Origin of the sequence: Streptomyces sp. NBC_01006 (assembly GCF_045162725.1) — a bacterium.
In the GTDB taxonomy this organism is placed as follows: Bacteria; Actinomycetota; Actinomycetes; order Streptomycetales; family Streptomycetaceae; genus Streptomyces.
In genome coordinates, this window is record NZ_CP108700.1 from 3,989,784 (window position 1) to 4,012,929 (window position 23,146).

Below are 23,146 nucleotides of genomic sequence, written 5' to 3' on the forward strand. Positions count from 1 at the left end.
CCCAGGCGGGCCTTTAGCCCTCATCGTCTAGTGGCCCAGGACGCCGCCCTTTCAAGGCGGTAGCACGGGTTCGAATCCCGTTGGGGGTACGCATTACCGTGTGCAAGACTTGGTCTCGCACACTGCAAGGTCCTGTGGAGCAGTTGGTTAGCTCGCCACCCTGTCAAGGTGGAGGTCGCGGGTTCAAGTCCCGTCAGGATCGCTGAGGCCGGAAACGGTCTCGTGGCTGGGTAGCTCAGTTGGTACGAGCGATCGCCTGAAAAGCGATAGGTCGCCGGTTCGACCCCGGCCCCAGCCACCACAAGAAGGCCCCGTCCATCGGACGGGGCCTTCTGCGTTACCCGTTCTCCCCCTCCCGGCGCTCGCCGCGGCGCCACTGCGCGACGCCGACCGCCGCCGCGCCCGCAGCCACCAGCCCGAGCAGCGCCCAGTCCGGGACCGCGTCCGCGAACGAGCGGACCCACTGCTCCACCGCGTACGAGTCGTCCACGTCGAGCAGCCCCGGCAGCGCGCTCGCCCCGTCGTACGCGAGGAACAGCGCGCCGAGGGCGATGAAGAACAGCCCCGACAGCAGCGAGGTGGTGTGCAGCTCGAAGCGGCCCACCCGGACGGCCCGCCCGCGCAGCCAGCGCCGCCGGCCCAGGTCGAACCGCTCCCACAGCAGCGCCAGCAGGAACAGCGGTACGGCCATCCCCAGCGCGTACACCGCCAGCAGCAGGCCGCCGTAGACCGGGCTGCCGCTGACCGCCGCCACCGTCAGGACGCTGCCGAGGATCGGGCCGGCGCAGAACCCGGCCAGCCCGTACACCGCGCCCAGCGCGTACACCGAGACGGCGGTGGTCGGCCGGATACGCCCCGACAGCTCCGAGATCCGCTTCGAGGCGAAGCCCAGGCCCAGGATCTGCGCGACCCCGAGCGCGATGATCAGCCAACCGCCGGCCAGGACGAGCCCGTCGCGGTTGCCGTGGAAGAACCGTCCGGCGTACGAGCCGGCCGCACCCAGCGGTACGAGGGTGCTCGCGAGGCCCGCGTAGAAGATCCCGGTCCGCGCCAGCAGCCGCGAGGCCGAGTCGATCGAGTACGCGAAGAACGCGGGGAGCAGCAGCGCGCTGCACGGGCTGAGCAGCGCGAGCAGCCCGCCCAGCAGCGCGGCCAGGTACCCGATGTCGCCGACGCCGGTCACTGCGCAGCCTGCGGCTCGGCCTGCGCCTTGGCCTTGGCGATCGCCGCGGCGAAGGCGTCGAGCGGCTGGGCGCCCGCGATCGGCTGCCCGTTGACCAGGAAGGACGGGGTGGAGGTGACACCGATGCGGTAGCCCTCCTCCTGGTCCTTCTGCAGGGCGGCCGCGGCGGCCTCGCCGGCCATGTCCCGCTGGAACCGCTCCAGGTCCGGGACCCCGGCCTCGCGGGCCAGCTCCAGGAGCCGCGCCTGGCCGAAGCCCTTCTCCTTGGCTCCGTCGGCGTAAGCGGCCGCGTGGAACTGCGCGAAGCGGTCCTGCTGCCCGGCGGCCCAGGCGGCCTTGGCGGCGGCCTCGGAGTCGGCGCCGAAGATCGGGAAGTTGCGCCACTCGATGCGCAGGGTGCCGTCCTCGACGTACTTCTTCACCAGTGCGGGCTCGGTGTCGCGGGCGAATTTGCCGCAGTAGCCGCACTTGAAGTCGGAGTACTCGATCAGCACGACGGGGGCGTCCGCCCGGCCTGCGGCCAGCTTGTCGCCGGACTCGCGGCGGGCCAGCTTCGCCAGCTCGGCATGGACGTCGGAGCCCTTGGGCGCGGCCGCGGCGGAGGAGGAGGTCCGGGCGGGCCTGTCCTCGGGCGCGGTGGCCTGCCAGGACACGATCCCGAGGGTGACGGCGGCGACCGCGACCCCGGCGGAGATCAGCAACCGCTTGCGCGCGGAAGCGGAGGAAGAGGAGGACGGGGAAGAGGAAGAGGACGAGGAACGCGGACGGGAAGAGGACATACGGGTGCTCCAGAGCTACGGGTGGTGAATCGGACCGGCGGCGGGGCCGGTCCTCTACACCCGCATCACGGACAGCTCCACCGGACCCGGAGCCGGCTGGTCCGGCCCCCGTACGAGTACCCGCACCGGCGGCGCCCGGTCCGCCCAGGCCTGTTCCACCGCGAGCCGCCCCACCGGGGCGTGCGCGTGCTCCCCGGCGCCGCGCGGCGGCACGCCCGGGGCCCGCCCGTGGTCCCGGCTCCCGGGATCGCACGAGGGCCCCCTCTCGGCGGAGGCCAGGGAGGCCACGGAGGCCACGGCGTGCGCCGGAGCAGCCGTCGCGCCGGAACCCGAAACGGGCACCGAAACGGACACCGAAGCGGCCACCGCACCCGAGACCGGAACAGAAACGGAACCCAGAACCGGAAGCGCCGCCGCGGGCACCGCACACCCCACCAGCACCGCGAGCACGGCAGCGAGCAGCCACCACACACCACGGGCGCGGGACATGGCGGTCCTCTCACTCGGTCGGCTGGTCGGGTTCAGGCGATCTCGTCCCGAAATGGTACGGGGAGGGGGCACAAATGCGTTCGCCACCCGGCGCCCGCGGGTGAGATCCTCGATCAGGTATGTCTACTTCCTTCGCCGCCCTGCAGACGCTTCTCGGTGAGATCTCCCTCCGTGACGCGCACCGCCTCGGCCGCCGCCTCGAAGGCGCCCGCCGCATCCGAAAGCCCGAGGCCAAGCAGGCCGTGCTCGACGAGATCGCCGCGGAGGCCGAGAAGGCCGCCGCGCGACTGGCCGGCCGTGCCTCGCGGATGCCGGAGGTCACGTATCCCGAGAACCTGCCCGTCAGCCAGAAGAAGGACGAGATCGCCGAGGCGATACGCGACCACCAGGTCGTGATCGTCGCCGGTGAGACCGGTTCCGGCAAGACCACGCAGATCCCCAAGATCTGCATGGAGCTGGGCCGCGGCGTCCGGGGCATGATCGGCCACACCCAGCCCCGCCGGATCGCCGCCCGCACGGTCGCGGAGCGGATCGCCGAGGAGCTGAAGTCCGAGATCGGGCAGACCGTCGGCTGGAAGGTCCGGTTCACCGACCAGGTGGACCAGGACGCGACCTTCGTGAAGCTGATGACGGACGGCATCCTGCTCGCCGAGATCCAGACGGACCGCGAGCTGCGCGCGTACGACACGATCATCATCGACGAGGCCCACGAACGCAGCCTCAACATCGACTTCCTGCTGGGCTACCTGGCCACGCTGCTGCCCAAGCGCCCCGACCTCAAGGTGATCATCACCTCGGCGACCATCGACCCGGAGCGGTTCTCCCGGCACTTCGGGGACGCGCCGATCGTCGAGGTCAGCGGCCGTACGTACCCGGTCGAGGTCCGCTACCGCCCGCTCCTGGAGGAGGAGGGAGACGACAGCGACCGCGACCAGATCACCGCGATCTGCGAGGCCGTCGACGAGCTCCAGTCCGAGGGCCCCGGCGACGTCCTGGTCTTCCTCTCCGGCGAGCGCGAGATCCGCGACACGGCGGACGCCCTGAACAAACGGAACCTGAGGTTCACCGAGGTCCTCCCCCTCTACGCCCGCCTCTCGCACGCCGAGCAGCACCGGGTGTTCCAGCAGCACACGGGCCGCAGGATCGTTCTCGCGACCAACGTCGCCGAGACCTCCCTCACCGTCCCCGGCATCAAGTACGTGATCGACCCGGGCACCGCCCGGATCTCCCGCTACAGCCACCGCACCAAGGTCCAGCGGCTGCCCATCGAGCGGATCTCCCAGGCCAGCGCCAACCAGCGCAAGGGCCGCTGCGGCCGTACCAGCGACGGCATCTGCATCCGGCTGTACTCCGAGGACGACTTCGACGCCCGTCCCGAGTTCACGGACGCCGAGATCCTGCGTACGAACCTGGCCTCCGTCATCCTCCAGATGACCGCGGCCGGCCTCGGCGAGATCGAGAAGTTCCCCTTCATCGACCCGCCGGACCACCGCAACATCCGCGACGGCGTGCAGCTGCTCCAGGAGCTCGGCGCGCTGGACCCGAACGAGAAGGACCACACGAAGCGGCTCACCCAGATGGGCCGCCAGCTCTCGCAGCTCCCCGTGGACCCGCGCCTGGCCCGCATGGTGGTCGAGGCGGACAAGAACAACTGCGTCCGCGAGGTCATGGTCATCGCGGCGGCCCTGTCCATCCAGGACCCGCGCGAGCGGCCCTCGGACAAGCAGACGCAGGCCGACCAGAACCACGCCCGCTTCAAGGACGAGACCAGCGACTTCCTCTCGTTCCTCAACATGTGGCGCTACGTCCGCGAGCAGCAGAAGGAGCGCGGCTCGTCCTCGTTCCGCCGAATGTGCAAGCAGGAGTACCTGAACTTCCTGCGGATCCGCGAGTGGCAGGACATCTACTCGCAGCTGCGTACGGTCGCCAAGGGCATGGGCATCCACGTCAACGAGGGCGACGCCCCCGAGACGAGCGTGCACATCTCGCTGCTGGCCGGCCTGCTCTCGCACATCGGCCTCAAGGACACCGACAAGAACGAGTACCTGGGAGCCCGGTCCGCCAAGTTCGCGATCTTCCCGGGCTCGGCGCTCTTCAAGAAGCAGCCGAAGTTCCTGATGTCGGCGGAGCTGGTGGAGACCTCGCGGCTGTGGGCCCGGGTCAACGCCAAGGTGGAGCCGGAGTGGGTCGAGCCGCTCGCCCAGCACCTGATCAAGCGCACGTACAGCGAGCCGCACTGGGAGAAGGACCAGGCGGCCGTCATGGCGTACGAGAAGGTCACGCTGTACGGCGTGCCGATCGTCGCCCAGCGGAAGATCAACTACGGCCGGATCGACGCCGAGGTCTCGCGCGAGCTGTTCATCCGCAACGCGCTGGTCGAGGGCGACTGGCGCACGCACCACAAGTTCTACGCCGACAACCGCAAGCTCCTCACCGAGGTCGAGGAGCTGGAGAACCGGGCGCGCCGCCGCGACATCGTGGTCGACGACGAGACCCTCTTCGACTTCTACGACCAGCGGATCCCCGACCACGTGGTCTCCGGGGCGCACTTCGACTCCTGGTGGAAGCACAAGCGGCGCGAGGAGCCCGAACTCCTCGACTTCGAGCGCGAGATGCTGCTCACCGAGAAGGCGGCCGGGGTCACCAAGGCCGACTACCCGGACTCCTGGCGCCAGGGGCAGCTCAAGTTCCGGGTGACCTACCAGTTCGAGCCCGGCGCGGACGCGGACGGCGTGACCGTCCACATCCCGCTCCAGGTGCTGAACCAGGTCACCGACGAGGGCTTCGACTGGCAGATCCCGGGCCTGCGGGAAGAGGTCGTCACCGAGCTGATCCGGTCGCTGCCGAAGCCGATCCGTCGGCACTACGTGCCCGCGCCGAACTTCGCGACCCGCTTCCTGGACACGGCAGTGCCCCTGCAGGAGCCGCTGCCGGTGACGCTGGCGCGCGAGCTCCAGCGGATGGTCGGGGTCCCGGTCACCGCCGAGGACTTCGACCTCAGCCGGATCCCGGACCACCTGAAGATCACGTTCCGGATCGTCGACGAGCGCCGCAAGAACCTCGCCGAGGACAAGGACCTGGAGGCCCTGCGGCTGAAGCTGAAGCCGAAGGCCCGCCAGGCCCTCTCCAAGGCCGCCGCGGCCACCGCAGAGCGCGCGGGCGGGGAGTCGCTGGAGCGCACCGGGCTGACCGACTGGACGATCGGCACGCTGACCAAGGTCTTCGAGACCCGGCGGGCGGGCCAGCCCGTGAAGGCGTACCCGGCGCTGGTGGACGAGGGCACGAGCGTGTCCGTACGGCTCTTCGACACGGAGGCCGAGCAGCAGCAGGCGATGTGGCTGGGCACGCGGCGGCTCATCCTGCTGAACATCCCGGTGAACCCGGCGAAGTTCGCCTCGGACCACCTGACCAACCAGCAGAAGCTGGCCCTGTCCCGCAATCCGCACGGCTCCATCCAGGCGCTGTTCGACGACTGCGCGACCGCCGCGACCGACAAGCTGATCGCCGACCACGGCGGCCCGGCGTGGGACGAGGCGGCCTTCCGTGCCCTCTACGAGGCCGTCCGCGCCGACCTGGTGGACACGACCGTGCGGACGGTGGCCCAGGTACAGCAGGTGCTGGCCGCCTGGCAGGCCTGTGAGCGCCGTCTGAAGGCCACGAACAGCCTGGCCCTGGTGGCGAACGTGCAGGACGTCAGGACGCAGCTGGCGGCCCTCGTACCGGCCGGCTTCGTGACCCTCACGGGCCTGCGCCGGCTGCCGGACCTGATGCGCTACCTGGTGGCGGTGGACCGGCGCCTCCAGCAGATGCCGACGGGCGCCCAGCGCGACACCACGCGCATGCAGAAGGTGCACGAGATGCAGGACGAGTACGCGTGGCTGCTGGAGCAGCTGCCGAAGGGCCGGCCGGTGCCGTCCGCGGTCACCGACATCCGCTGGATGATCGAGGAACTCCGGGTCAGCTACTTCGCGCACGCGCTCGGGACGGCGTATCCGATCTCCGACAAACGGATCGTGAAGGCGGTGGACGCGGCGGCCCCGGGCCCGGCCCGCTGATCGGGTTCGACTGCACCCCCTGAGCTGGGGTACAGTCTGATTCGCAGCCGCCCAGCGGCCGCAAATCAAGGACCTGTGGAGCAGTTGGTTAGCTCGCCACCCTGTCAAGGTGGAGGTCGCGGGTTCAAGTCCCGTCAGGTTCGCAAGAAGAGCAGGGCCCGCATCCCAAAGGATGCGGGCCCTGCTGCGTTTGACCCTCCGGGAGGCGCAGCAACCCCGGGCCCCCCGAGAACCCCGCCCCCCTGGACGCCTGCCGGGAAAATCCCCCGTCCGCATGAGGCACTCTGCGACGCACGTCCCCTTACGGGTGCATTGCGGGTTGTACAAGAGTCACAGCCTGTGACGGGAGTCACCACATGAGTTTTTGAGACTCGCACATTTATCGCACCCATACGCGTGCTCAATTTAATATGTGCAATGGCACCCACCCTGCCGGCCTCCCGCGCGCGCCCGATTCCACCCCTCCCCGGGCATGAAAAAAGGATCGCGCTGGACCCGGCGGAGTCCAGCGCGATCCGACGACAAGGACCTGTTGGGGCAGGTCCAGGCGTTTGAAGCCCTGTGGGTTTCATCGGATTGGGGGACCCGATTCAAGCCCGGTAAAGCGGGGTGCTTGCGCGACCTCAGGCCTCGCTGCGCTGCTGCGGAATACCCGCGAGCAGTGCGCGAACCTCGGCCTCGCGGTAACGGCGGTGTCCACCCAGGGTGCGGATGGACGTGAGCTTGCCAGCCTTGGCCCAGCGAGTGACCGTCTTCGGGTCCACGCGGAACATCGTGGCAACCTCAGCCGGGGTCAGCAGCGGCTCGGCATCAGGGGTGCGAGCGGTCATGAGCGGCCTCCTCGGGAGAACCGAACCATCTCGGTTCTTTCCTCTAAATTCTGCACCTTGGCCCGCGTTGCCCGAAATGGACATACGCGGGCCGAGTCGGTTATAGGACGAACGGCTTGTCCTCGGCACTACAACTACACCATCCGTCCAGCCTCGACGGCCAAACCGATGGAATTGCCCTCCGAGGTGTTCATCAGCGGCGGAAGCCGATGGACCGTCCCATAACGGACAGTCACCCCACTGTGACGATCAGTCACAGAGCGATCAGGAGTCATCAGGACCCCCCGTAGAGTGCAATGCCGAGCATTCCGCCCAAAGTTGGGTGGAAGGAACCCTCCCCGGACTCCTTGTCCTATTTTGGCACGAGGGTAGGGGAAGGGCGCAAGGGTGTAGATAGTGCGGTCCGTCACGCTTGAGCCAATGGCCCGTATCGGGACGTAGGTCCTGGAACTAAGGCCCGAATGCGTCGCGATCAAGAACCTGGGGGATCGGTCCGGGGTCAGTTCGCGAACAGTCTCTCCCGGACCTCCCGCCAGCGCTCCGCCAGCTCCGCGTAGACCGCCGCCGCCGCGGCCTCGTCCCCGGCCCGCAGCGCCGCGATCCCCACCGCCACGTCCCGGGCCGAGCGGTCGGCGCGCAGCCGGTCCGCCGGCAGGGCGTGGACCAGCCCCGCGTAGTCCAGCTCGACCATCGAGCGCGGGTGGAACTCCTCCAGCCAGCTGCCGACGTCCACCAGCCCCTCCGCGAGCCCCGCGTACCCCTCGGCGGCCCGCAGGATCCGCAGCGCCCGCGCGAGCCGCCGCCGGGCCTGCACCATCGGCGTCCGGTAGCGCATCCGCTCGCCCGGCAGGTACTCCCGCTCCTCGTCGGCCACCAGCACGAACCAGCGCAGTGGCACCTGCCACACCGCGGTACGGATCCACGGGCGCGCGTCCGGATTCCGCTCGCGCCAGCGCTCGTACTCCTCGGCCGCCCGCCGCCGCGCCCCCGGCGGGAGCGCCGCGTCCAGCACCGGCTGCGGGAACTGGTCGGCCAGCTCCTGGAGCGCGAGCCAGCCGCGCAGTCTGGTCCGCCACGGGCAGACCAGCAGCACCCCGTCCACCTCCGCCGTGAAAGCGTCCGCGCTCTCCTGCGCCGGCACCCCGACCACCGGGACCCGGACCAAGTCGGAGAGGGAGCGACGCAGTTCGTCCTGGGCCGTCGCCACCACGCCGCGCCTCGCGTACGAGGCCCAGTGCGTGCGCTCCGGCTCCGCGAAGGCCGCCAGGGGCTCGTAGACGCGCAGGTAGGAGGCGTACGGGACGGTCGGCGCCGAGCGCGCCGCGGGCAGCTTGGGGTCGGAGGATTCGCTCACGCTCTCGTACTCCCCCGCCCCGCCGGGAGCTACTCGCCGGGCCGCCCGCCGACCCCGCGCCAGGCCCGCGCCGGGGCCGCCGCGGGAGGCTCCCGTACCCCCGGAGTGTTCCGATCTCCGGACAGGTCGCCTACGCGCGGCCCGCAGGTCTTACTCTGCTCCCAGCACGCCCTCCCCCACCCGCAGGGCGGGCGTCATTCCGCCGCATCTCTTCCATGGGAGTCACCACCGTGACCGAAATGACCGACGGCGTCCTGCACACCCTGTTCCGCACGGAACAGGGCGGCCACGAGCAAGTCGTGCTGTGCCAGGACCGAGCCTCCGGCCTGAAGGCCGTCATCGCGATCCACTCCACCGCCCTGGGCCCCGCCCTCGGCGGTACGCGCTTCCACGCGTACGCCTCGGACGAGGAGGCCGTCCTCGACGCGCTGAACCTCTCGCGTGGCATGTCGTACAAGAACGCCCTCGCCGGTCTCGACCTCGGCGGCGGCAAGGCCGTCATCATCGGCGACCCCGACGTACTGAAGTCCGAGGAACTGCTGCTGGCGTACGGCCGGTTCGTGGAGTCCCTCGGCGGCCGCTACGTCACGGCCTGCGACGTCGGCACCTACGTGGCGGACATGGACGTCGTGGCCCGCGAGACCCGCTGGGCGACCGGCCGCTCCCCCGAGAACGGCGGCGCCGGCGACTCCTCGGTCCTCACCGCCTTCGGCGTCTTCCAGGGCATGCGGGCCAGCGCCCAGCACCTGTGGGGCGACCCGACCCTGCGCGGCCGCAAGGTCGCCGTGGCGGGCGTCGGCAAGGTCGGCCACCACCTGGTCGAGCACCTGCTGGAGGACGGCGCCGAGGTCGTCATCACGGACGTGCGGGAAGAGTCCGTGCAGCGGATCCTCGACAAGCACCCGGGCAAGGTCACCGCGGTCGCCGACACGGAGACGCTGATCCGCGTGGAGGGCCTGGACATCTACGCCCCCTGCGCGCTCGGCGGGGCCCTGAACGACGGGACGGTGAACGTCCTGACGGCGAAGGTCGTCTGCGGCGCCGCGAACAACCAGCTCGCCCACCCGGGCGTGGAGAAGGACCTCGCGGACCGCGGGATCCTCTACGCGCCCGACTACGTGGTGAACGCGGGCGGGGTCATCCAGGTCGCCGACGAGCTGCAGGGCTTCGACTTCGACCGCTGCAAGGCGAAGGCCACGAAGATCTTCGACACCACGCTGGAAATCTTCGCTCGTGCGAAGGCGGACGGGATCCCGCCGGCCGCGGCGGCCGACCGGATCGCCGAGCAGCGGATGGCGGACGCCCGTGCGGCGAAGGCCTCGAAGGGCTCGTCCCCGGCTGTCGACCCGTCATAACGACCCCTGACGTGCGCCCGCCGGGGTTGCGGCGAGACGGAACTCACTGCACTTCGGCGGGTCGCCCGCCAGGAAAGGGTTAAAATCGCAGCTGACCAGCGAGGACGGGGCGCCTCATTGGTCCTGCACCGGGGCACGTCATGCGGGCGGCGTACCGTATGGCCGCGGAAGCAGGTACCGTTAAACCCCTACGGACGGTCTCTCCACGGAGAGCCCGATCCGAACCATGAACGCGTGTCAGACTCTGGGGCCGTCGAGCCCCGTCACCGAGGGGGTCGAGCCATGGGGCGCGGCCGGGCCAAGGCCAAGCAGACAAAGGTCGCCCGCCAGCTGAAGTACAACAGCGGCGGGACTGACCTCTCGCGTCTGGCCAATGAGCTGGGCGCATCGCCGACGGAACCGCTGCTGCCTGTCAGCGAGCCGGTCGAAGTCGATGACGATCTGGACGACGACGACCCGTACGCCAAGTACGCGGATCTGTACAACAGCGATGATGACGACGACGAGGACGAAGAGTCCGGCCCGTCGGCACAGCGTCGCGGCGCTTGACGCTCTCCCGCGTCTCTTTCGCGTCTGCACGAAAGCCATAAACGCAAAAAGCACTGAACCCGGTCCGGGGCATCGCCCCGGACCGGGTTCAGTGCTGCTCAGCTCGCGTAGGAACCGGTGAGGGTCGCGCCCTCGGTACGGTCGCCCCGGTCGAGGATCTCGCCGGCGACCCAGGCGTCCACGCCCCGGTCGGCCAGCGCGGTCAGCGCCACGTCCACCGACTCCTGCGGGACCACGGCCATCATGCCGACGCCCATGTTCAGGGTCTTCTCAAGCTCCAGCTGCTCCACCTGACCGGCCTTGCCGACCAGGTCGAAGATCGCGCCGGGCGCCCAGGTCGTGCGGTCGACCGTGGCGTGCAGGTGGTCCGGGATGACCCGGGCCAGGTTCGCCGCGAGTCCGCCGCCGGTGATGTGCGAGTAGGCGTGGACCTCGGCCGTACGGGTGAGAGCCATGCAGTCCAGCGAGTAGATCTTGGTCGGCTCCAGCAGCTCCTCGCCGAGGGTCCGGCCGAGCTCGTCCACGTGCTGGTCGAGCGACATGCCGGCGCGGTCGAAGAGGACGTGCCGGACCAGCGAGTACCCGTTCGAGTGAAGGCCGGACGATGCCATCGCGATGACGGCGTCACCCGTACGGATGCGATCCGCGCCGAGCAGGCGGTCGTACTCGACGACGCCGGTTCCGGCGCCCGCCACGTCGAAGTCGTCCGGGCCCAGCAGACCCGGGTGCTCGGCGGTCTCGCCGCCCACCAGGGCGCAGCCGGCGAGGACGCAGCCCTCGGCGATGCCCTTCACGATCGCCGCGACACGCTCCGGGTGGACCTTGCCCACGCAGATGTAGTCGGTCATGAAGAGCGGCTCGGCGCCGCAGACGACGATGTCGTCCATGACCATCGCGACGAGGTCGTGGCCGATGGTGTCGTACACGCCCAGCTGGCGGGCGATGTCCACCTTCGTGCCGACCCCGTCGGTCGCGGAGGCCAGCAGCGGGCGCTCGTAGCGCTTGAGGGCGGAGGCGTCGAAGAGGCCGGCGAATCCGCCGAGGCCGCCGAGGACCTCGGGGCGCTGCGTCTTCTTCACCCACTCCTTCATGAGCTCGACGGCGCGGTCCCCGGCTTCGATGTCGACGCCCGCGGCTGCGTAGCTGGCACCGGTGGTCTTCTCTGTCATGACAGGAGAGAGCTTTCGTGTCGTTACTGCGGGTGGTGCCGGGCCCTGGGAGAAGCACTCGTAAAGACAGGGCCCGGCGCAGGTGGAGCCGGGGTCGCGGGTCGCGGCGCTACGGGCGCCGGAGCGCGTCGGCGGCGTCGGTGCCGCCGGCCAGCTCGCTCTCCAGGAGCTGCTTGCCCAGGAGCTGCGGGTCGGGCAGCTCCATGGGGTACTCGCCGTCGAAGCAGGCACGGCAGAGGTTGGGCTTCTGGATGGTCGTCGCCTCGATCATCGAGTCGAGCGAGATGTACGAGAGCGAGTCCGCGCCGAGCGACGTGGCGATCTCGTCGACCGTCATGCCGTTGGCGATCAGCTCGGCCCGGGTGGCGAAGTCGATGCCGAAGAAGCACGGCCACTTCACCGGCGGCGAGGAGATCCGGATGTGGACCTCGGCCGCGCCGGCCTCGCGGAGCATCTTGACCAGGGCGCGCTGGGTGTTGCCGCGGACGATCGAGTCGTCGACGACCACCAGGCGCTTGCCCCTGATGACTTCCTTGAGGGGGTTGAGCTTCAGGCGGATGCCCAGCTGGCGGATCGTCTGCGAGGGCTGGATGAAGGTCCGGCCCACGTAGGCGTTCTTGACCAGGCCGGAGCCGTACGGGATCCCGCTGGCCTCGGCGTAGCCGACGGCGGCGGGCGTGCCGGATTCCGGCGTCGCTATCACCAGGTCGGCGTCGACGGGGGCTTCCTTGGCCAGGCGCCGACCCATCTCGACACGCGAGAGGTAGACGTTCCGGCCGGCGATGTCGGTGTCCGGGCGCGCCAGGTAGACGTACTCGAAGACACAGCCCTTGGGCTTTGCTTCCGCGAAGCGAGAGGTACGCAGACCGTTCTCGTCGATCGCGATGAGCTCGCCCGGCTCGACCTCGCGGACGAAGCTGGCTCCGCAGATGTCGAGGGCGGCGGTCTCGCTCGCGACCACCCAGCCGCGCTCAAGGCGGCCGAGGACCAGCGGGCGGATGCCCTGCGGGTCACGGGCGGTGTAGAGGGTTCCCTCGTCCATGAACACGAGCGAGAACGCACCCTTGACCTTCGGGAGGACCTTGGTGGCCGACTCCTCGATGGTCAGGGGCTTGCCGTCGTCGTCCGTCTGGCCGGCCAGCAGGGCGGTGACCAGGTCGGTGTCATTGGTGGCCGCCACCTGGGTGGCGCGGCCGTCCTGACGGGGGAGGTCGGCGACCATCTCGGCGAGCTCGGCGGTGTTCACCAGGTTGCCGTTGTGACCCAGGGCAATGGAGCCGTGGGCGGTCGCGCGGAAAGTGGGCTGCGCGTTCTCCCAGACGGAGGCTCCGGTGGTCGAGTAGCGGGCGTGACCGACCGCGATATGACCCTGGAGCGAGCCGAGAGAGGTTTCGTCGAAGACTTGGGAAACGAGGCCCATGTCCTTGAAGACGAGGATCTGGGAACCGTTGCTCACAGCGATTCCCGCGGACTCTTGTCCACGGTGCTGCAGCGCATACAGTCCGAAGTAGGTGAGCTTGGCGACCTCTTCACCCGGAGCCCAGACACCGAAGACGCCGCAAGCGTCCTGGGGGCCCTTTTCGCCGGGGAGCAGGTCGTGGTTGAGTCGTCCATCACCACGAGGCACGCTTCCGAGTGTAGGCGAGATCGACCACTGGTCCGAATTGGGGATGGCCGGGAAATCTCACAGCACAGAGGGTGACTGTACGACTCTGTCTCGCTATTCGGAGCTTTGTTGACATCTACGAAGGTATTCGTACAGGCTCTCGCCCCATGCAGCCTCTCGGTGACCACTCCGTCACCCTCGTCGAGCGCCGCCACGTAGACCTGGTCCGTGTCGCGAGCGCCATCTGTCGCTGTTCTGCGTAGTCACAACTCTCCCTCTCCTTTTTCCCTTTCGCTCCGCCCAGCCCCGCCCTGCCGTGCCGCGCGCCGTCCCGCGCCCGCCCGGGGCGGGGCCGCCGAGCCGTGTCTTGGAGTACCTGTGTCTTCGTACAACAGCAGTCTGTCCCGCCGGGCGTTCGGAAGCGCCGTCGGAGTGAGTGCGGCGGCCGCCGCGGTGGGGCTCGGGGCCGGCCCGGCCGCGGCCTCCGACGCCGCCGGGACCGGCCCCGAGGAGCGCCCGTTCCAGGCCGCCCGCGGCCGGCGTTCCCGGCGCCCGAACATCCTGTTCATCCTCGGCGACGACCTGGGCTGGGCCGACCTGTCCTCGTACGGCTCCCCGCACATCAAGACCCCGAACCTGGACCGGCTGGCCCGCCAGGGGGTCCGGTTCACCGATGCCTACTCCGGCTCCGCCACCTGCTCGCCGACCCGGTTCAGCCTGTACACGGGCCGCTACCCGGGCCGGACCGAGGGCGGGCTCGCCGAGCCCATCGCCGACAAGAGCGCCGGACTGGAGCCCACCCACCCGACGCTGGCCTCACTGCTGCGCGCCTCCGGCTACGCGACCGCGCTCATCGGCAAGTGGCACTGCGGCTACCTGCCCGACTACAGCCCGACCAGGTCGGGCTGGGACGAGTTCTTCGGGAACTTCGGCGGGGCCCTGGAGTACTACTCCAAGCTGGGCCTGGGCGGCGAGTACGACCTCTACGAGGGCGACGCCACCTACAAGGACCTGCGCTACTACACGCGGATCATCACCGAGCGCGCCGCCGAGTACGTCTCCCGCGACCACGGCGGCAAGCCCTGGCTGCTGAACCTGAACTTCACCACCCCGCACTGGCCGTGGATCGCCGACGGGGACACCGCGGAGAGCGCCGAGGTCGAGCGCCGGATCAAGGCGGGCGACGCCCGGGCGCTGTGGCACGAGGACGGCGGCTCCGTGGAGAAGTACCGGCAGATGGTGGAGGACCTCGACCGCTCGGTGGGCGAAGTACTGAAGGCCCTCAAGCGCTCCGGTCAGGAGGACGACACCCTGGTCTTCTTCTCCAGCGACAACGGTGGCGAGCGCTTCTCGTACAACTGGCCGCTCTCCGGCAACAAGGCCTCCCTCCAGGAGGGCGGGATCCGGGTGCCGAACATCGTGCGCTGGCCCGCCCGGATCGACGGAGGCCAGGTCAGCCGGGTCCCGGTCTTCACCCCGGACTGGACGGCGACCTTGCTGGAGCTGGCCGGGACCCGGCCGGACCCGGCCCACCCGCTGGACGGGGTGAGCCTGGCCGGATACCTGCTGCGCGGCGAGAAGACCGCCGAGCGGAACCTGTTCTGGCGGGTGCGCGGGGAGCGGGCCCTGCGCCGCGGGGACTGGAAGTACTACCGCGGCAAGACGGGCAAGGACCAGCTGTTCAACCTGGCCGGGGACGTCCGCGAACAGGCCGACAAGGCGGCCCTGGAGCCGGCCCGGCTGGCGGAGCTGCGCGCGGCCTGGGAGAAGGTGGACGCGGGGCTGCTGCCGTACCCGGGCTGACCTGCGGATTCCGGGTGTCGCGCCGGGTCACTCCGCGGCCGAGCCGGCCGTCGCGGTCAGGCCCGTGCCGTCCGGCGCGGTGAGGGTGAGCGTCCCGCCCTTGATGCGCCAGGTGAGCGGGGAGGCTGCGAAGAGCTCGGTCAGCTTCCGCTCGACCTCGCCCACCGGGCCCTCGCAGGCCATCCGGGTCGTGGTCAGCGGCCCGAAGGTGAGCTGGGCTCCGTCACCGGCGGCCTTGGCGCTGAACCGGTTGCAGCCGAGGCTGCCGCTCGCGGCCAGGTCGGCGCTGATGGTGAAGACCGCCTTGCCGGCCGCCTCGGCCGGCAAGGAGGCGGCGCTCTCGCCGCTGACCAGGGAGGTCACGGTCCACGCGGTGGTGGTGAGCGGGGCGTCCGGGGCCGGGGGCTCTGAGCTCATCGCGATCGTGCTCCCGTCGGCGGTCTTCAAGGTGAGCCGGTTCGGCTGCCGGTCGACCGTCAGCCGGCCGGTCAGGAGCTTGGCGAAGGCCGTCTCGAACTCCGTGTTCTCGCAGGCCATGGCGGTGGTGGAGCCCGGTTTCACGGTGATGGCGCTCGCGCCGTCGTGGGTGACCGCGGCGGTGAATCCGTTGCAGCCGTAGTTGCCGGTGGCCTGGTCGGGTTCCGCCTGCGGGAAGGTGACCCGCGCGGTGGAGGGCGCCGTGAGGGTCTTCCCGCCCACGGTCAGGCTCTGCACGAACCAGGTCCCGGCCGAGCCGTGTCCCGGGTGGGTGCCGCGCGTACCACCGCCGTCACTGCAGGCGGTGGCGGCGGCCAGGGTCAGGAGGGCGACGAGGGCAGCGGGGAGGTGCCGTAGCGTGCGCATACCCCTGGGACGGATCCCCCGCGGAGGCGGTTCCATGCGGAGGCCGTTCCCCTCGGAGGCGGTTCCCCTCGGACCGGCTCAGCTCATGACGGGGAGCAGCGCCGACAGGTCGGCCCGCTCACCACTGGCCCTGACCTGCGCGTCCTCCACGGCCGCGGTCCAGTCCGTACGCCCGGTGGCCAGCCGGATCCAGGTCAGCGGGTCCGTCTCCACCACGTTCGGCGGGGTGCCTCGGGTGTGCCGCGGCCCCTCGATGCACTGGACCACCGCGAACGGCGGGATCCGCACCTCCACCGAGCCGCCCGGGGCCTTCAGCGCGAGGGCGTCGGCGAGCAGCCGGGTGCAGGCCGCCAGGGCCTGCCGCTCGATCGGGACGTCCAGGCCGGCGGCCCGGTTGAGGTCGTCGGTGTGCACCACGAGCTCCACGGTCCGGGTGACCAGGAAATCGGCCAGGGTCATGTCCCCGATCCACAGGTCCAGCACCCGACTGCCCGGGTTCGCCGCCAGCTCCTCGGCCATACGGGCGCCTGCGCGCTCGTACAGCTCGGGCAGCGGGGCGCCCTCCAGGGTCTCCCTGGCCGCCTCGGCGATCTTCCCCGCGAGCGAGGCGGTGGCGGAGGGCCATTCGACGGCCGTCAGCTCCGGTACGGCGGCCGGGGAACGGGTCAGCCCGACCGCCAGCGACTCGGCGATCCACGCGATGTGCGCGGCGAGTTCGGCGACGCTCCACGCGCCGACCCCGCTGGGCCGCGCGAGCTGCTCGTCGCCCAACTCCCTTACTGCATCGGCCACATGCCCGAACTGCGCGGTGACGGCTGCACGGATCTTCGCGGCGTCGTAGGTACGCGCCCTCTTCTTGGCGGGTGGCATGGCCCGACCCTATCCGCCGGGGCCGACAGCGGGCCGGGGCCCGAGCGCCCGAGCCCCCGCCCGGAGGACTCCGGACGGGGGCTCGGGTACGAGCGCGGGCGGGATCAGGCGAGCAGCGCCGGGATCGTCGCCTCGTGAGCGGTACGCAGCTCCGCGAGCGGAATCGTGAACTCGCCCTGGATCTCGATCTCCTCGCCGTCCACCACGCCGATGCGGGTGGCGGGCAGCCCCCGCGCACCGCACATGTCGGTGAAGCGGAGCTCCTCGCTGCGCGGGACGGCCACGATGGCCCGGCCCGCCGACTCGGAGAACAGGAAGGTGAACGCGTCCAGGCCCTCGGGCACCACGATCCGCGCACCGTTGCCGCCGCGCAGGCAGGACTCGGTGAGCGCCTGGATCACGCCGCCGTCGGACAGGTCGTGCGCCGCGTCGACCATGCCGTCGCGGGACGCCGAGATCAGGATCTCGCCGAGCAGCTTCTCGCGGCCCAGGTCCACCTTGGGCGGCATGCCGCCGAGGTGGTCGTGGACGACCTGGGACCAGGCCGAGCCGCCGAACTCCTCGGCGGTGTCGCCGAGCAGGTACAGCAGCTGGCCGGCCTCCGCGAACGCCATCGGCGTACGGCGGTTGACGTCGTCGATCACACCGAGGACCGCCACGACCGGGGTCGGGTGGATCGCGATGTCACCGGTCTGGTTGTACAGCGAGACGTTGCCGCCGGTCACCGGGGTGCCCAGCTCCAGGCAGCCGTCCGCGAGACCGCGGGTGGCCTCGGCGAACTGCCACATGACGCCCGGGTCCTCGGGCGAGCCGAAGTTGAGGCAGTCGGAGATCGCCAGCGGCTTGGCGCCGGTCGCGGCGACGTTGCGGTACGCCTCGGCCAGCGCGAGCTGCGCACCCGTGTACGGGTCGAGCTTCGCGAAGCGGCCGTTGCCGTCGGTGGCCATGGCCACGCCGAGGTTGGTCTCCTCGTCGATGCGGACCATGCCCGCGTCCTCGGGCTGCGAGAGCACCGTGTTGCCCTGGACGAAGCGGTCGTACTGGTCCGTGACCCAGGACTTCGAGGCCTGGTTCGGGGACGAGACCAGCGCCAGGACCTGCGCGCGGAGCTCATCGGAGGTCTGCGGCCGGGGCAGCTTGCCCGCGTCGTCGGCCTGGAGGGCGTCCTGCCACTCGGGGCGCGCGTACGGGCGGTGGTAGACCGGGCCCTCGTGGGCGACGGTGCCCGGGGGCACGTCCACGATCTGCTCGCCGTGCCAGAAGATCTCCAGGCGCTCGCCGTCGGTCACCTCACCGATGACGGTGGCGATGACGTCCCACTTCTCGCAGATCTCCATGAAGCGGTCCACGTACTGCGGCTCGACGATCGCGCACATGCGCTCCTGCGACTCGCTCATGAGGATTTCCTCGGGCGAGAGCGTCGCGTCGCGCAGCGGGACGGTGTCGAGCTCGACGCGCATGCCGCCGCTGCCGGCGGAGGCCAGCTCGGACGTGGCGCAGGAGAGCCCGGCGCCGCCGAGGTCCTGGATGCCCGCGACCAGCTTCTCCTTGAAGATCTCCAGGGTGCACTCGATGAGGAGCTTCTCCTGGAAGGGGTCGCCGACCTGCACGGCGGGGCGCTTGGTGGGCTTGGAGTCGTCGAAGGTCTCGGAGGCGAGGACCGAGACGCCGCCGATGCCGTCGCCGCCGGTGCGGGCGCCGTAGAGGATGACCTTGTTGCCGGGGCCGGAGGCCTTGGCGAGGTGGATGTCCTCGTGCTTCATCACGCCGATGCAGCCGGCGTTGACCAGCGGGTTGCCCTGGTAGCAGGCGTCGAAGACGACCTCGCCGCCGATGTTCGGCAGGCCCAGGCAGTTGCCGTAGCCGCCGATGCCCGCGACCACGCCCGGCAGGACGCGCTTGGTGTCGGGGTGGTCGGCCGCGCCGAAGCGCAGCGGGTCGACGACCGCAACCGGGCGGGCGCCCATGGCGAGGATGTCGCGGACGATGCCGCCCACGCCGGTGGCCGCGCCCTGGTAGGGCTCGATGTAGCTCGGGTGGTTGTGCGACTCGACCTTGAAGGTGACCGCGTACCCCTGGCCGACGTCGACGACGCCGGCGTTCTCGCCGATGCCGACGAGCATGGCGTCGTTCTGCGGGACCTTCTCGCCGAACTGCTTCAGGTGGACCTTGCTGCTCTTGTACGAGCAGTGCTCGGACCACATGACCGAGTACATGGCGAGCTCGGCGCCGGTGGGCCGGCGGCCGAGGATCTCCCGGATGCGGGCGTACTCGTCCTCCTTGAGGCCGAGTTCCTTCCAGGGCTGGGAGGCGTCCGGCGTCTCGGTGGCGTTCTTGACGGTGTCGAGGCTCATGCGGAGACCAGCTTCTTCAGGACCGAGGTGAAGAACGGGAGGCCGTCGGTGCGGCCCGTCCCGATCAGCGGCTCGACCGCGTGCTCGGGGTGCGGCATGAGCCCCACCACGTTGCCCGCGGCGTTGGTGATGCCGGCGATGTCGCGGAGCGACCCGTTCGGGTTCACGTCCACGTACCGGAAGGCCACGCGGCCTTCGGCCTCAAGCTCGTCGAGGACGCGCTCGTCGGCCACGTACCGGCCGTCCACGTTCTTGAGCGGTACGGAGATCTCCTGGCCGGCGCTGTAGTCGCCGGTCCACGCGGTCTCCGCGTTCTCCACCCGCAGCTTCTGGTCACGGCAGATGAAGTGCAGGTGGTTGTTCCGGAGCATCGCCCCCGGCAGCAGGTGGGCCTCGGTGAGGATCTGGAAGCCGTTGCAGATGCCGAGGACCGGCATGCCGGCCTTGGCCTGCTCGATGATGGTCTCCATCACCGGCGAGAACCGGGAGATGGCTCCGGCGCGCAGGTAGTCCCCGTAGGAGAAGCCGCCCGCGAGGACGACCGCGTCGACCTGGTGCAGGTCCTTGTCGCGGTGCCACAGCGAGACGGGCTCGGCCCCCGCGAGGCGGACGGCGCGCAGCGAGTCACGGTCGTCGAGCGTTCCGGGGAACGTGACGACTCCGATGCGAGTGGTCACCGTCAGGCCTCGACCTTCACGGTGAAGTCTTCGATGACGGTGTTGGCGAGGAACGTTTCGGCCATCTTGTGGATGCGGTCGAGGGCGGCCTGGTCGACCGGTCCCTCCACTTCCAGTTCGAAGCGCTTCCCCTGGCGGACGTCGGCGATGCCCTCGAATCCCAGGCGCGGCAGTGCACGCTGCACCGCCTGGCCCTGAGGGTCGAGGATCTCCGGCTTGAGCATGACGTCGACTACGACGCGTGCCACTGGCACTCCCGATGGGTGGTTGGTGCGAAGGCGGTTCCCTCAGCGTACCCGGCCGAAATTTCTACGCGGGTAGATATCTCCGGGGCGCGTTCGGGTGCGCGATCACACACCCGTTTCGGCTTCACCAACGCTTCGCAAAATCCACCGGAAAACCACGCGCCCGGCATTGCGGCGGGACACGCGGAGATAATTAACTGGGCTTCGCAATGCAATGAGAATCAAGGTACAAAGGATTCCACCGGGGCAGCGGCTTTTTTTGCCGTACGACCCGGGACGGAATGAGGCATTGCTCCGAAACATCCACACAGGCGACATCACCGCACGTCCAACGGGTGAGCGGCGTCGCACGAAGGGACCGATATCCGTGGCGCAGCGCGTAGTAGTCACGATCTCCGACGACATCGACGGCGGAGAAGCGGCGGAAACGGTCACGTTCGGCCTGGACGGTAAGTCGTACGAGATCGACCTCAATCTGGCGAACGCAAAGAAACTGCGGAAGAGCCTGGAGCCCTTCGTGGCCGCAGGACGCCGGCAGGCCCGTTCCGGGAAGGCGTACAAGCACACCTCCCTGGCCCCCGACCCGGCGGTCGTCCGCGCCTGGGCCCGGTCCAACAACCTCGACGTGCCGCCGCGCGGCCGCATCCCGAAGCGGGTGTACGCGGCGTACAACGAGGCCCACTGAGGCCTGCCCGGGGCCCTCTAACGGGGCCCGCCGGGGGCCGATTTGCCATCCACCCCCTCCGGTCCGCTAGTGTGTGGATCACGCCGAGGGGCCAGACCGCAGGTCAAAGCCCCGAAGGTCGTGCGGGTGTAGTTCAGTAGCAGAACATCCCCCTTCCAGGGGGAAGGCGCAGTGTGCGATCCCTGTCACCCGCTCTGCAACGCTTTACAGACCACTCCGGTGGATCGGGTAGAGTGATGCACGCATCGCGACGGCATTCATGTCGGAGCAGCATGCGGACGTAGCTCAGTTGGTAGAGCACCACCTTGCCAAGGTGGATGTCGCGCGTTCGAGTCGCGTCGTCCGCTCAGCGAGCAAAGGCCCTGATCGATGATCAGGGCCTTTGTCGTATGCGTTTACCGTGGACGTGTGGACGTCGGCTGGTGTCGACCAACGTCATCGGGGGGCTGGGACCGTGTCGAAGCTGACGGGGTGGTGGAGGAACCGCAGCAGTGCGGCCAAGGTCGAGCTCTACACCCGCTGGTCCTTGCACTTCTTCATGCTCCTCGAATCCTTCGCGGTGCTCTTCGGCCTCGCCCCCGAGGGTCCCGGCGCCGTCGCGGGCGCCCTGCTCCTGCCCCTGTGCGCACAGATCGCGCTGAGTGGATTCGTGGCTTCCAGGGCGCTGGACTGGGTGCTCGGCCGGCGCGAGCGGCCCGTACGCCTGGCGGTGGCCCTCGCCGCGCTGACCGCCGCGCTGGCGGTCGCCGTACTGGTCCTGCGCTCGGCCGGCGCGCTCTCCCAGGCGGGCGTCGCCCCCGCCCTCGTGGTCAACACGGTCGCGTTCGCCTCGGGTTCGCTGACGCTGGCCCTGACCCGGGTCCGGCACATGCTCTGCGTGGCCCCGGCCGCGGGCGCCGCGGCGGTGGCCGTGGCCCTGGCGGTGGGCCATCCCGTCGGGGAGGCGACCGGCTACGGGATCGGCGTCCTCCTCACCTGCGGCCTGCTCGTCCTGGCCTGCGGCTTCTCCTCATGGCTGCTGAAGACGGTGTACGAGCTCGACCGGGCCCGGGAGCTCCAGGCACAGCTCGCCGTCGCCCAGGAGCGGCTGCGCTTCGGACGCGACCTGCACGATGTGATGGGCCGCAATCTCGCGGTGATCGCGCTCAAGAGCGAGCTGGCCGTCCGGCTCGCCCGGCGCGAACGCCCGGAGGCCGTGGACCAGATGATCGAGGTCCAGCGGATCGCGGCCGAGTCCCAGCGCGAGGTGCGCGAGGTCGTACGCGGCTACCGCGAGGCGGATCTCACCGTGGAGCTGGAGGGCGCCCGCGGGGTGCTCGGCGCGGCCGGAATGGACTGCCGCGTCGAGGTGGAGGCGGGCAGTGCGCTGCGCCCCGAAGTGCAGTCGGCGCTGGGCTGGGTGGTCCGGGAGGCGACCACCAACGTCCTGCGGCACGGGGACGCCCGCAGCTGCGTGATCCGGCTCACGGCACCCGACGGCGGCGCGCTGACGCTGGTGGTGGAGAACGACGGGGCCCCCGAGGTGCCGGCCGGACCGCCGGGCTCCGGACTCGCGGGCCTGCGGGAGCGGCTCGCGGCGCTGGACGGGACCTTGGAGGCCGGCCCGGTCGGCGGCGGCCGGTTCCGGCTGCTGGCCCGGATCCCGGACGGACGACTGCGAGGACTGGAGGCGCGGGCATGAGCCCCGTACGCGTACTGCTGGCCGACGACGAGCACCTGATCCGCGGCGCGCTCGCCGCGCTGCTGGCCCTGGAGGACGATCTGCTGGTCGTCGCGGAGGCGGCCTCGGGGCCGGAGGCCCTCGCGATGGCGCGCGCCCACCGGCCCGACGTGGCGGTGCTGGACCTGCAGATGCCGGGGGCGGACGGTGTGAGTGTGGCCACATCGCTGCGGGCCGAACTCCCGCACTGCAAGACCATGATCGTGACGAGCCACGGCCGTCCCGGGCACCTGAAGAGGGCCCTCGCGGCGGGGGTGCGGGCCTTCGCGCCGAAGACGGTGTCGGCGCAGCGGCTGGCCGAGCTGATCCGCACCGTGCACGCCGGAGGCCGTTACGTGGACCCGGAGTTGGCGGCCGACGCGATCAGCGCGGGGGACTCCCCGCTGACCGCGCGCGAGGCCGAGGTACTGGAACTCGCGGGGGACGGGGCGCCGATCGCGGAGATCGCGGAGCGGGCCTCGCTCTCGCCCGGGACCGTACGGAACTACCTGTCGTCGGCGGCGACGAAGCTGGGCGCCGAGAACCGGCACACGGCAGTGCGTCTCGCACGCGAGCGAGGTTGGGTATAGTAGTTCTCGCG

Annotated in this window: 21 protein-coding genes and 6 tRNA genes; 15 read left to right on the forward strand and 12 right to left on the reverse strand. The window is 70.3% G+C overall.

Annotated features, from left to right (window positions below; all coding sequences use genetic code 11):
* The first annotated feature begins 16 nt into the window (after window positions 1–16).
* The 3 genes from OG509_RS18130 (at window position 17) to OG509_RS18140 (ending at window position 301) form a co-directional block, all read left to right on the forward strand.
* Window positions 17–89 (forward strand) — tRNA-Glu (locus OG509_RS18130).
* Window positions 90–128: 39 nt separating this feature from the next.
* Window positions 129–202, forward strand: a tRNA-Asp gene (locus OG509_RS18135).
* A gap of 22 nt (window positions 203–224) precedes the next feature.
* Window positions 225–301: transfer RNA gene (locus OG509_RS18140), tRNA-Phe, on the forward strand.
* 36 nt (window positions 302–337) lie between these two features.
* On the opposite strand, the gene OG509_RS18145 is transcribed toward OG509_RS18140, so the two are convergent.
* Both OG509_RS18145 and OG509_RS18150 read right to left on the reverse strand, forming a co-directional pair.
* A complete protein-coding gene (locus OG509_RS18145) occupies window positions 338–1,183 on the reverse strand; it encodes a cytochrome c biogenesis CcdA family protein (protein WP_406183548.1) in 846 nt (281 codons plus the stop codon).
* On the reverse strand, window positions 1,180–1,884 hold the full coding sequence (locus tag OG509_RS18150) for a DsbA family protein (protein ID WP_406187618.1): 705 nt from the start codon (window positions 1,882–1,884) through the stop codon (window positions 1,180–1,182). Before OG509_RS18150 ends, OG509_RS18145 begins: the two co-directional genes overlap by 4 nt.
* Between OG509_RS18150 and OG509_RS18155 the strand changes: the two genes are divergently transcribed.
* Window positions 1,847–1,990 (forward strand): hypothetical protein, encoded by a 144-nt coding sequence (locus tag OG509_RS18155; protein WP_406187851.1) that lies wholly within the window; start codon window positions 1,847–1,849, stop codon window positions 1,988–1,990. The genes OG509_RS18150 and OG509_RS18155 overlap by 38 nt on opposite strands.
* Before the next feature lie 26 nt (window positions 1,991–2,016).
* On the opposite strand, the gene OG509_RS18160 is transcribed toward OG509_RS18155, so the two are convergent.
* Window positions 2,017–2,451 (reverse strand): hypothetical protein, encoded by a 435-nt coding sequence (locus OG509_RS18160; RefSeq protein WP_406183549.1) that lies wholly within the window; start codon window positions 2,449–2,451, stop codon window positions 2,017–2,019.
* Between the two features lie 119 nt (window positions 2,452–2,570).
* Here OG509_RS18160 and hrpA point away from each other — a divergent pair, with 119 nt between their 5' ends.
* Together hrpA and OG509_RS18170 are read left to right on the forward strand one after the other, a co-directional pair.
* Window positions 2,571–6,506 (forward strand): ATP-dependent RNA helicase HrpA, encoded by a 3,936-nt coding sequence (gene hrpA, locus OG509_RS18165; RefSeq protein WP_406183550.1) that lies wholly within the window; start codon window positions 2,571–2,573, stop codon window positions 6,504–6,506.
* A 69-nt stretch (window positions 6,507–6,575) separates the two neighbouring features.
* Window positions 6,576–6,649 (forward strand) — tRNA-Asp (locus tag OG509_RS18170).
* Window positions 6,650–7,129: 480 nt separating this feature from the next.
* Here OG509_RS18170 and bldC read toward each other — a convergent pair.
* Both bldC and OG509_RS18180 read right to left on the reverse strand, forming a co-directional pair.
* Entirely contained in the window at window positions 7,130–7,336 is a 207-nt protein-coding gene (gene bldC / locus OG509_RS18175) for a developmental transcriptional regulator BldC (RefSeq protein WP_003949541.1), read from the reverse strand.
* Window positions 7,337–7,835: 499 nt separating this feature from the next.
* Window positions 7,836–8,690, reverse strand: a complete 855-nt coding sequence (locus tag OG509_RS18180) for a hypothetical protein (RefSeq protein ID WP_406183551.1) — start codon at window positions 8,688–8,690, stop codon at window positions 7,836–7,838.
* A gap of 230 nt (window positions 8,691–8,920) precedes the next feature.
* On the opposite strand from OG509_RS18180, the gene OG509_RS18185 reads away from it, so the two are divergent.
* Both OG509_RS18185 and OG509_RS18190 read left to right on the forward strand, forming a co-directional pair.
* Window positions 8,921–10,045: a Leu/Phe/Val dehydrogenase gene (locus tag OG509_RS18185; protein WP_406183552.1), complete on the forward strand. Its 1,125-nt coding sequence runs from the start codon at window positions 8,921–8,923 to the stop codon at window positions 10,043–10,045.
* A 282-nt stretch (window positions 10,046–10,327) separates the two neighbouring features.
* Window positions 10,328–10,594 (forward strand): DUF3073 domain-containing protein, encoded by a 267-nt coding sequence (locus OG509_RS18190; RefSeq protein ID WP_030292353.1) that lies wholly within the window; start codon window positions 10,328–10,330, stop codon window positions 10,592–10,594.
* A gap of 98 nt (window positions 10,595–10,692) precedes the next feature.
* On the opposite strand, the gene purM is transcribed toward OG509_RS18190, so the two are convergent.
* Window positions 10,693–11,763 carry a phosphoribosylformylglycinamidine cyclo-ligase gene (gene purM, locus OG509_RS18195; RefSeq protein WP_406183553.1) on the reverse strand — a complete coding sequence of 357 codons (1,071 nt, stop codon included), beginning with the start codon at window positions 11,761–11,763 and terminating at the stop codon, window positions 10,693–10,695.
* A 109-nt stretch (window positions 11,764–11,872) separates the two neighbouring features.
* Window positions 11,873–13,390: an amidophosphoribosyltransferase gene (gene purF, locus OG509_RS18200; RefSeq protein WP_030160137.1), complete on the reverse strand. Its 1,518-nt coding sequence runs from the start codon at window positions 13,388–13,390 to the stop codon at window positions 11,873–11,875.
* Between the two features lie 146 nt (window positions 13,391–13,536).
* Between purF and OG509_RS18205 the strand changes: the two genes are divergently transcribed.
* Together OG509_RS18205 and OG509_RS18210 are read left to right on the forward strand one after the other, a co-directional pair.
* Window positions 13,537–13,632: a putative leader peptide gene (locus tag OG509_RS18205; RefSeq protein WP_385588274.1), complete on the forward strand. Its 96-nt coding sequence runs from the start codon at window positions 13,537–13,539 to the stop codon at window positions 13,630–13,632.
* 115 nt (window positions 13,633–13,747) lie between these two features.
* Window positions 13,748–15,172 carry a sulfatase gene (locus OG509_RS18210; RefSeq protein ID WP_406183554.1) on the forward strand — a complete coding sequence of 475 codons (1,425 nt, stop codon included), beginning with the start codon at window positions 13,748–13,750 and terminating at the stop codon, window positions 15,170–15,172.
* A gap of 27 nt (window positions 15,173–15,199) precedes the next feature.
* On the opposite strand, the gene OG509_RS18215 is transcribed toward OG509_RS18210, so the two are convergent.
* The 5 genes from OG509_RS18215 to purS all read right to left on the reverse strand — a co-directional run bounded on the left by OG509_RS18215 (window position 15,200) and on the right by purS (window position 20,170).
* Window positions 15,200–16,015 carry an META domain-containing protein gene (locus OG509_RS18215; RefSeq protein WP_406183555.1) on the reverse strand — a complete coding sequence of 272 codons (816 nt, stop codon included), beginning with the start codon at window positions 16,013–16,015 and terminating at the stop codon, window positions 15,200–15,202.
* 78 nt (window positions 16,016–16,093) lie between these two features.
* Window positions 16,094–16,885: a sterol carrier family protein gene (locus OG509_RS18220; RefSeq protein WP_406183556.1), complete on the reverse strand. Its 792-nt coding sequence runs from the start codon at window positions 16,883–16,885 to the stop codon at window positions 16,094–16,096.
* A 104-nt stretch (window positions 16,886–16,989) separates the two neighbouring features.
* Window positions 16,990–19,239, reverse strand: a complete 2,250-nt coding sequence (gene purL / locus OG509_RS18225) for a phosphoribosylformylglycinamidine synthase subunit PurL (protein ID WP_406183557.1) — start codon at window positions 19,237–19,239, stop codon at window positions 16,990–16,992.
* Entirely contained in the window at window positions 19,236–19,916 is a 681-nt protein-coding gene (purQ, locus tag OG509_RS18230; protein ID WP_132761431.1) for a phosphoribosylformylglycinamidine synthase subunit PurQ, read from the reverse strand. Before purQ ends, purL begins: the two co-directional genes overlap by 4 nt.
* Before the next feature lie 2 nt (window positions 19,917–19,918).
* Window positions 19,919–20,170, reverse strand: a complete 252-nt coding sequence (gene purS, locus OG509_RS18235; protein WP_008740952.1) for a phosphoribosylformylglycinamidine synthase subunit PurS — start codon at window positions 20,168–20,170, stop codon at window positions 19,919–19,921.
* Window positions 20,171–20,528: 358 nt separating this feature from the next.
* Between purS and OG509_RS18240 the strand changes: the two genes are divergently transcribed.
* The 5 genes from OG509_RS18240 (at window position 20,529) to OG509_RS18260 (ending at window position 23,135) form a co-directional block, all read left to right on the forward strand.
* Window positions 20,529–20,846 (forward strand): Lsr2 family protein, encoded by a 318-nt coding sequence (locus OG509_RS18240; protein ID WP_406183558.1) that lies wholly within the window; start codon window positions 20,529–20,531, stop codon window positions 20,844–20,846.
* 122 nt (window positions 20,847–20,968) lie between these two features.
* Window positions 20,969–21,040, forward strand: a tRNA-Gly gene (locus OG509_RS18245).
* Between the two features lie 80 nt (window positions 21,041–21,120).
* Window positions 21,121–21,193: transfer RNA gene (locus OG509_RS18250), tRNA-Gly, on the forward strand.
* A gap of 107 nt (window positions 21,194–21,300) precedes the next feature.
* Window positions 21,301–22,527, forward strand: coding sequence for a sensor histidine kinase (locus OG509_RS18255; RefSeq protein ID WP_406183559.1), 1,227 nt, complete (start codon window positions 21,301–21,303; stop codon window positions 22,525–22,527).
* Complete coding sequence (locus OG509_RS18260; protein WP_030160152.1) at window positions 22,524–23,135, forward strand: response regulator transcription factor; 612 nt, start codon at window positions 22,524–22,526, stop codon at window positions 23,133–23,135. Before OG509_RS18255 ends, OG509_RS18260 begins: the two co-directional genes overlap by 4 nt.
* The last annotated feature ends 11 nt before the right edge of the window (window positions 23,136–23,146 follow it).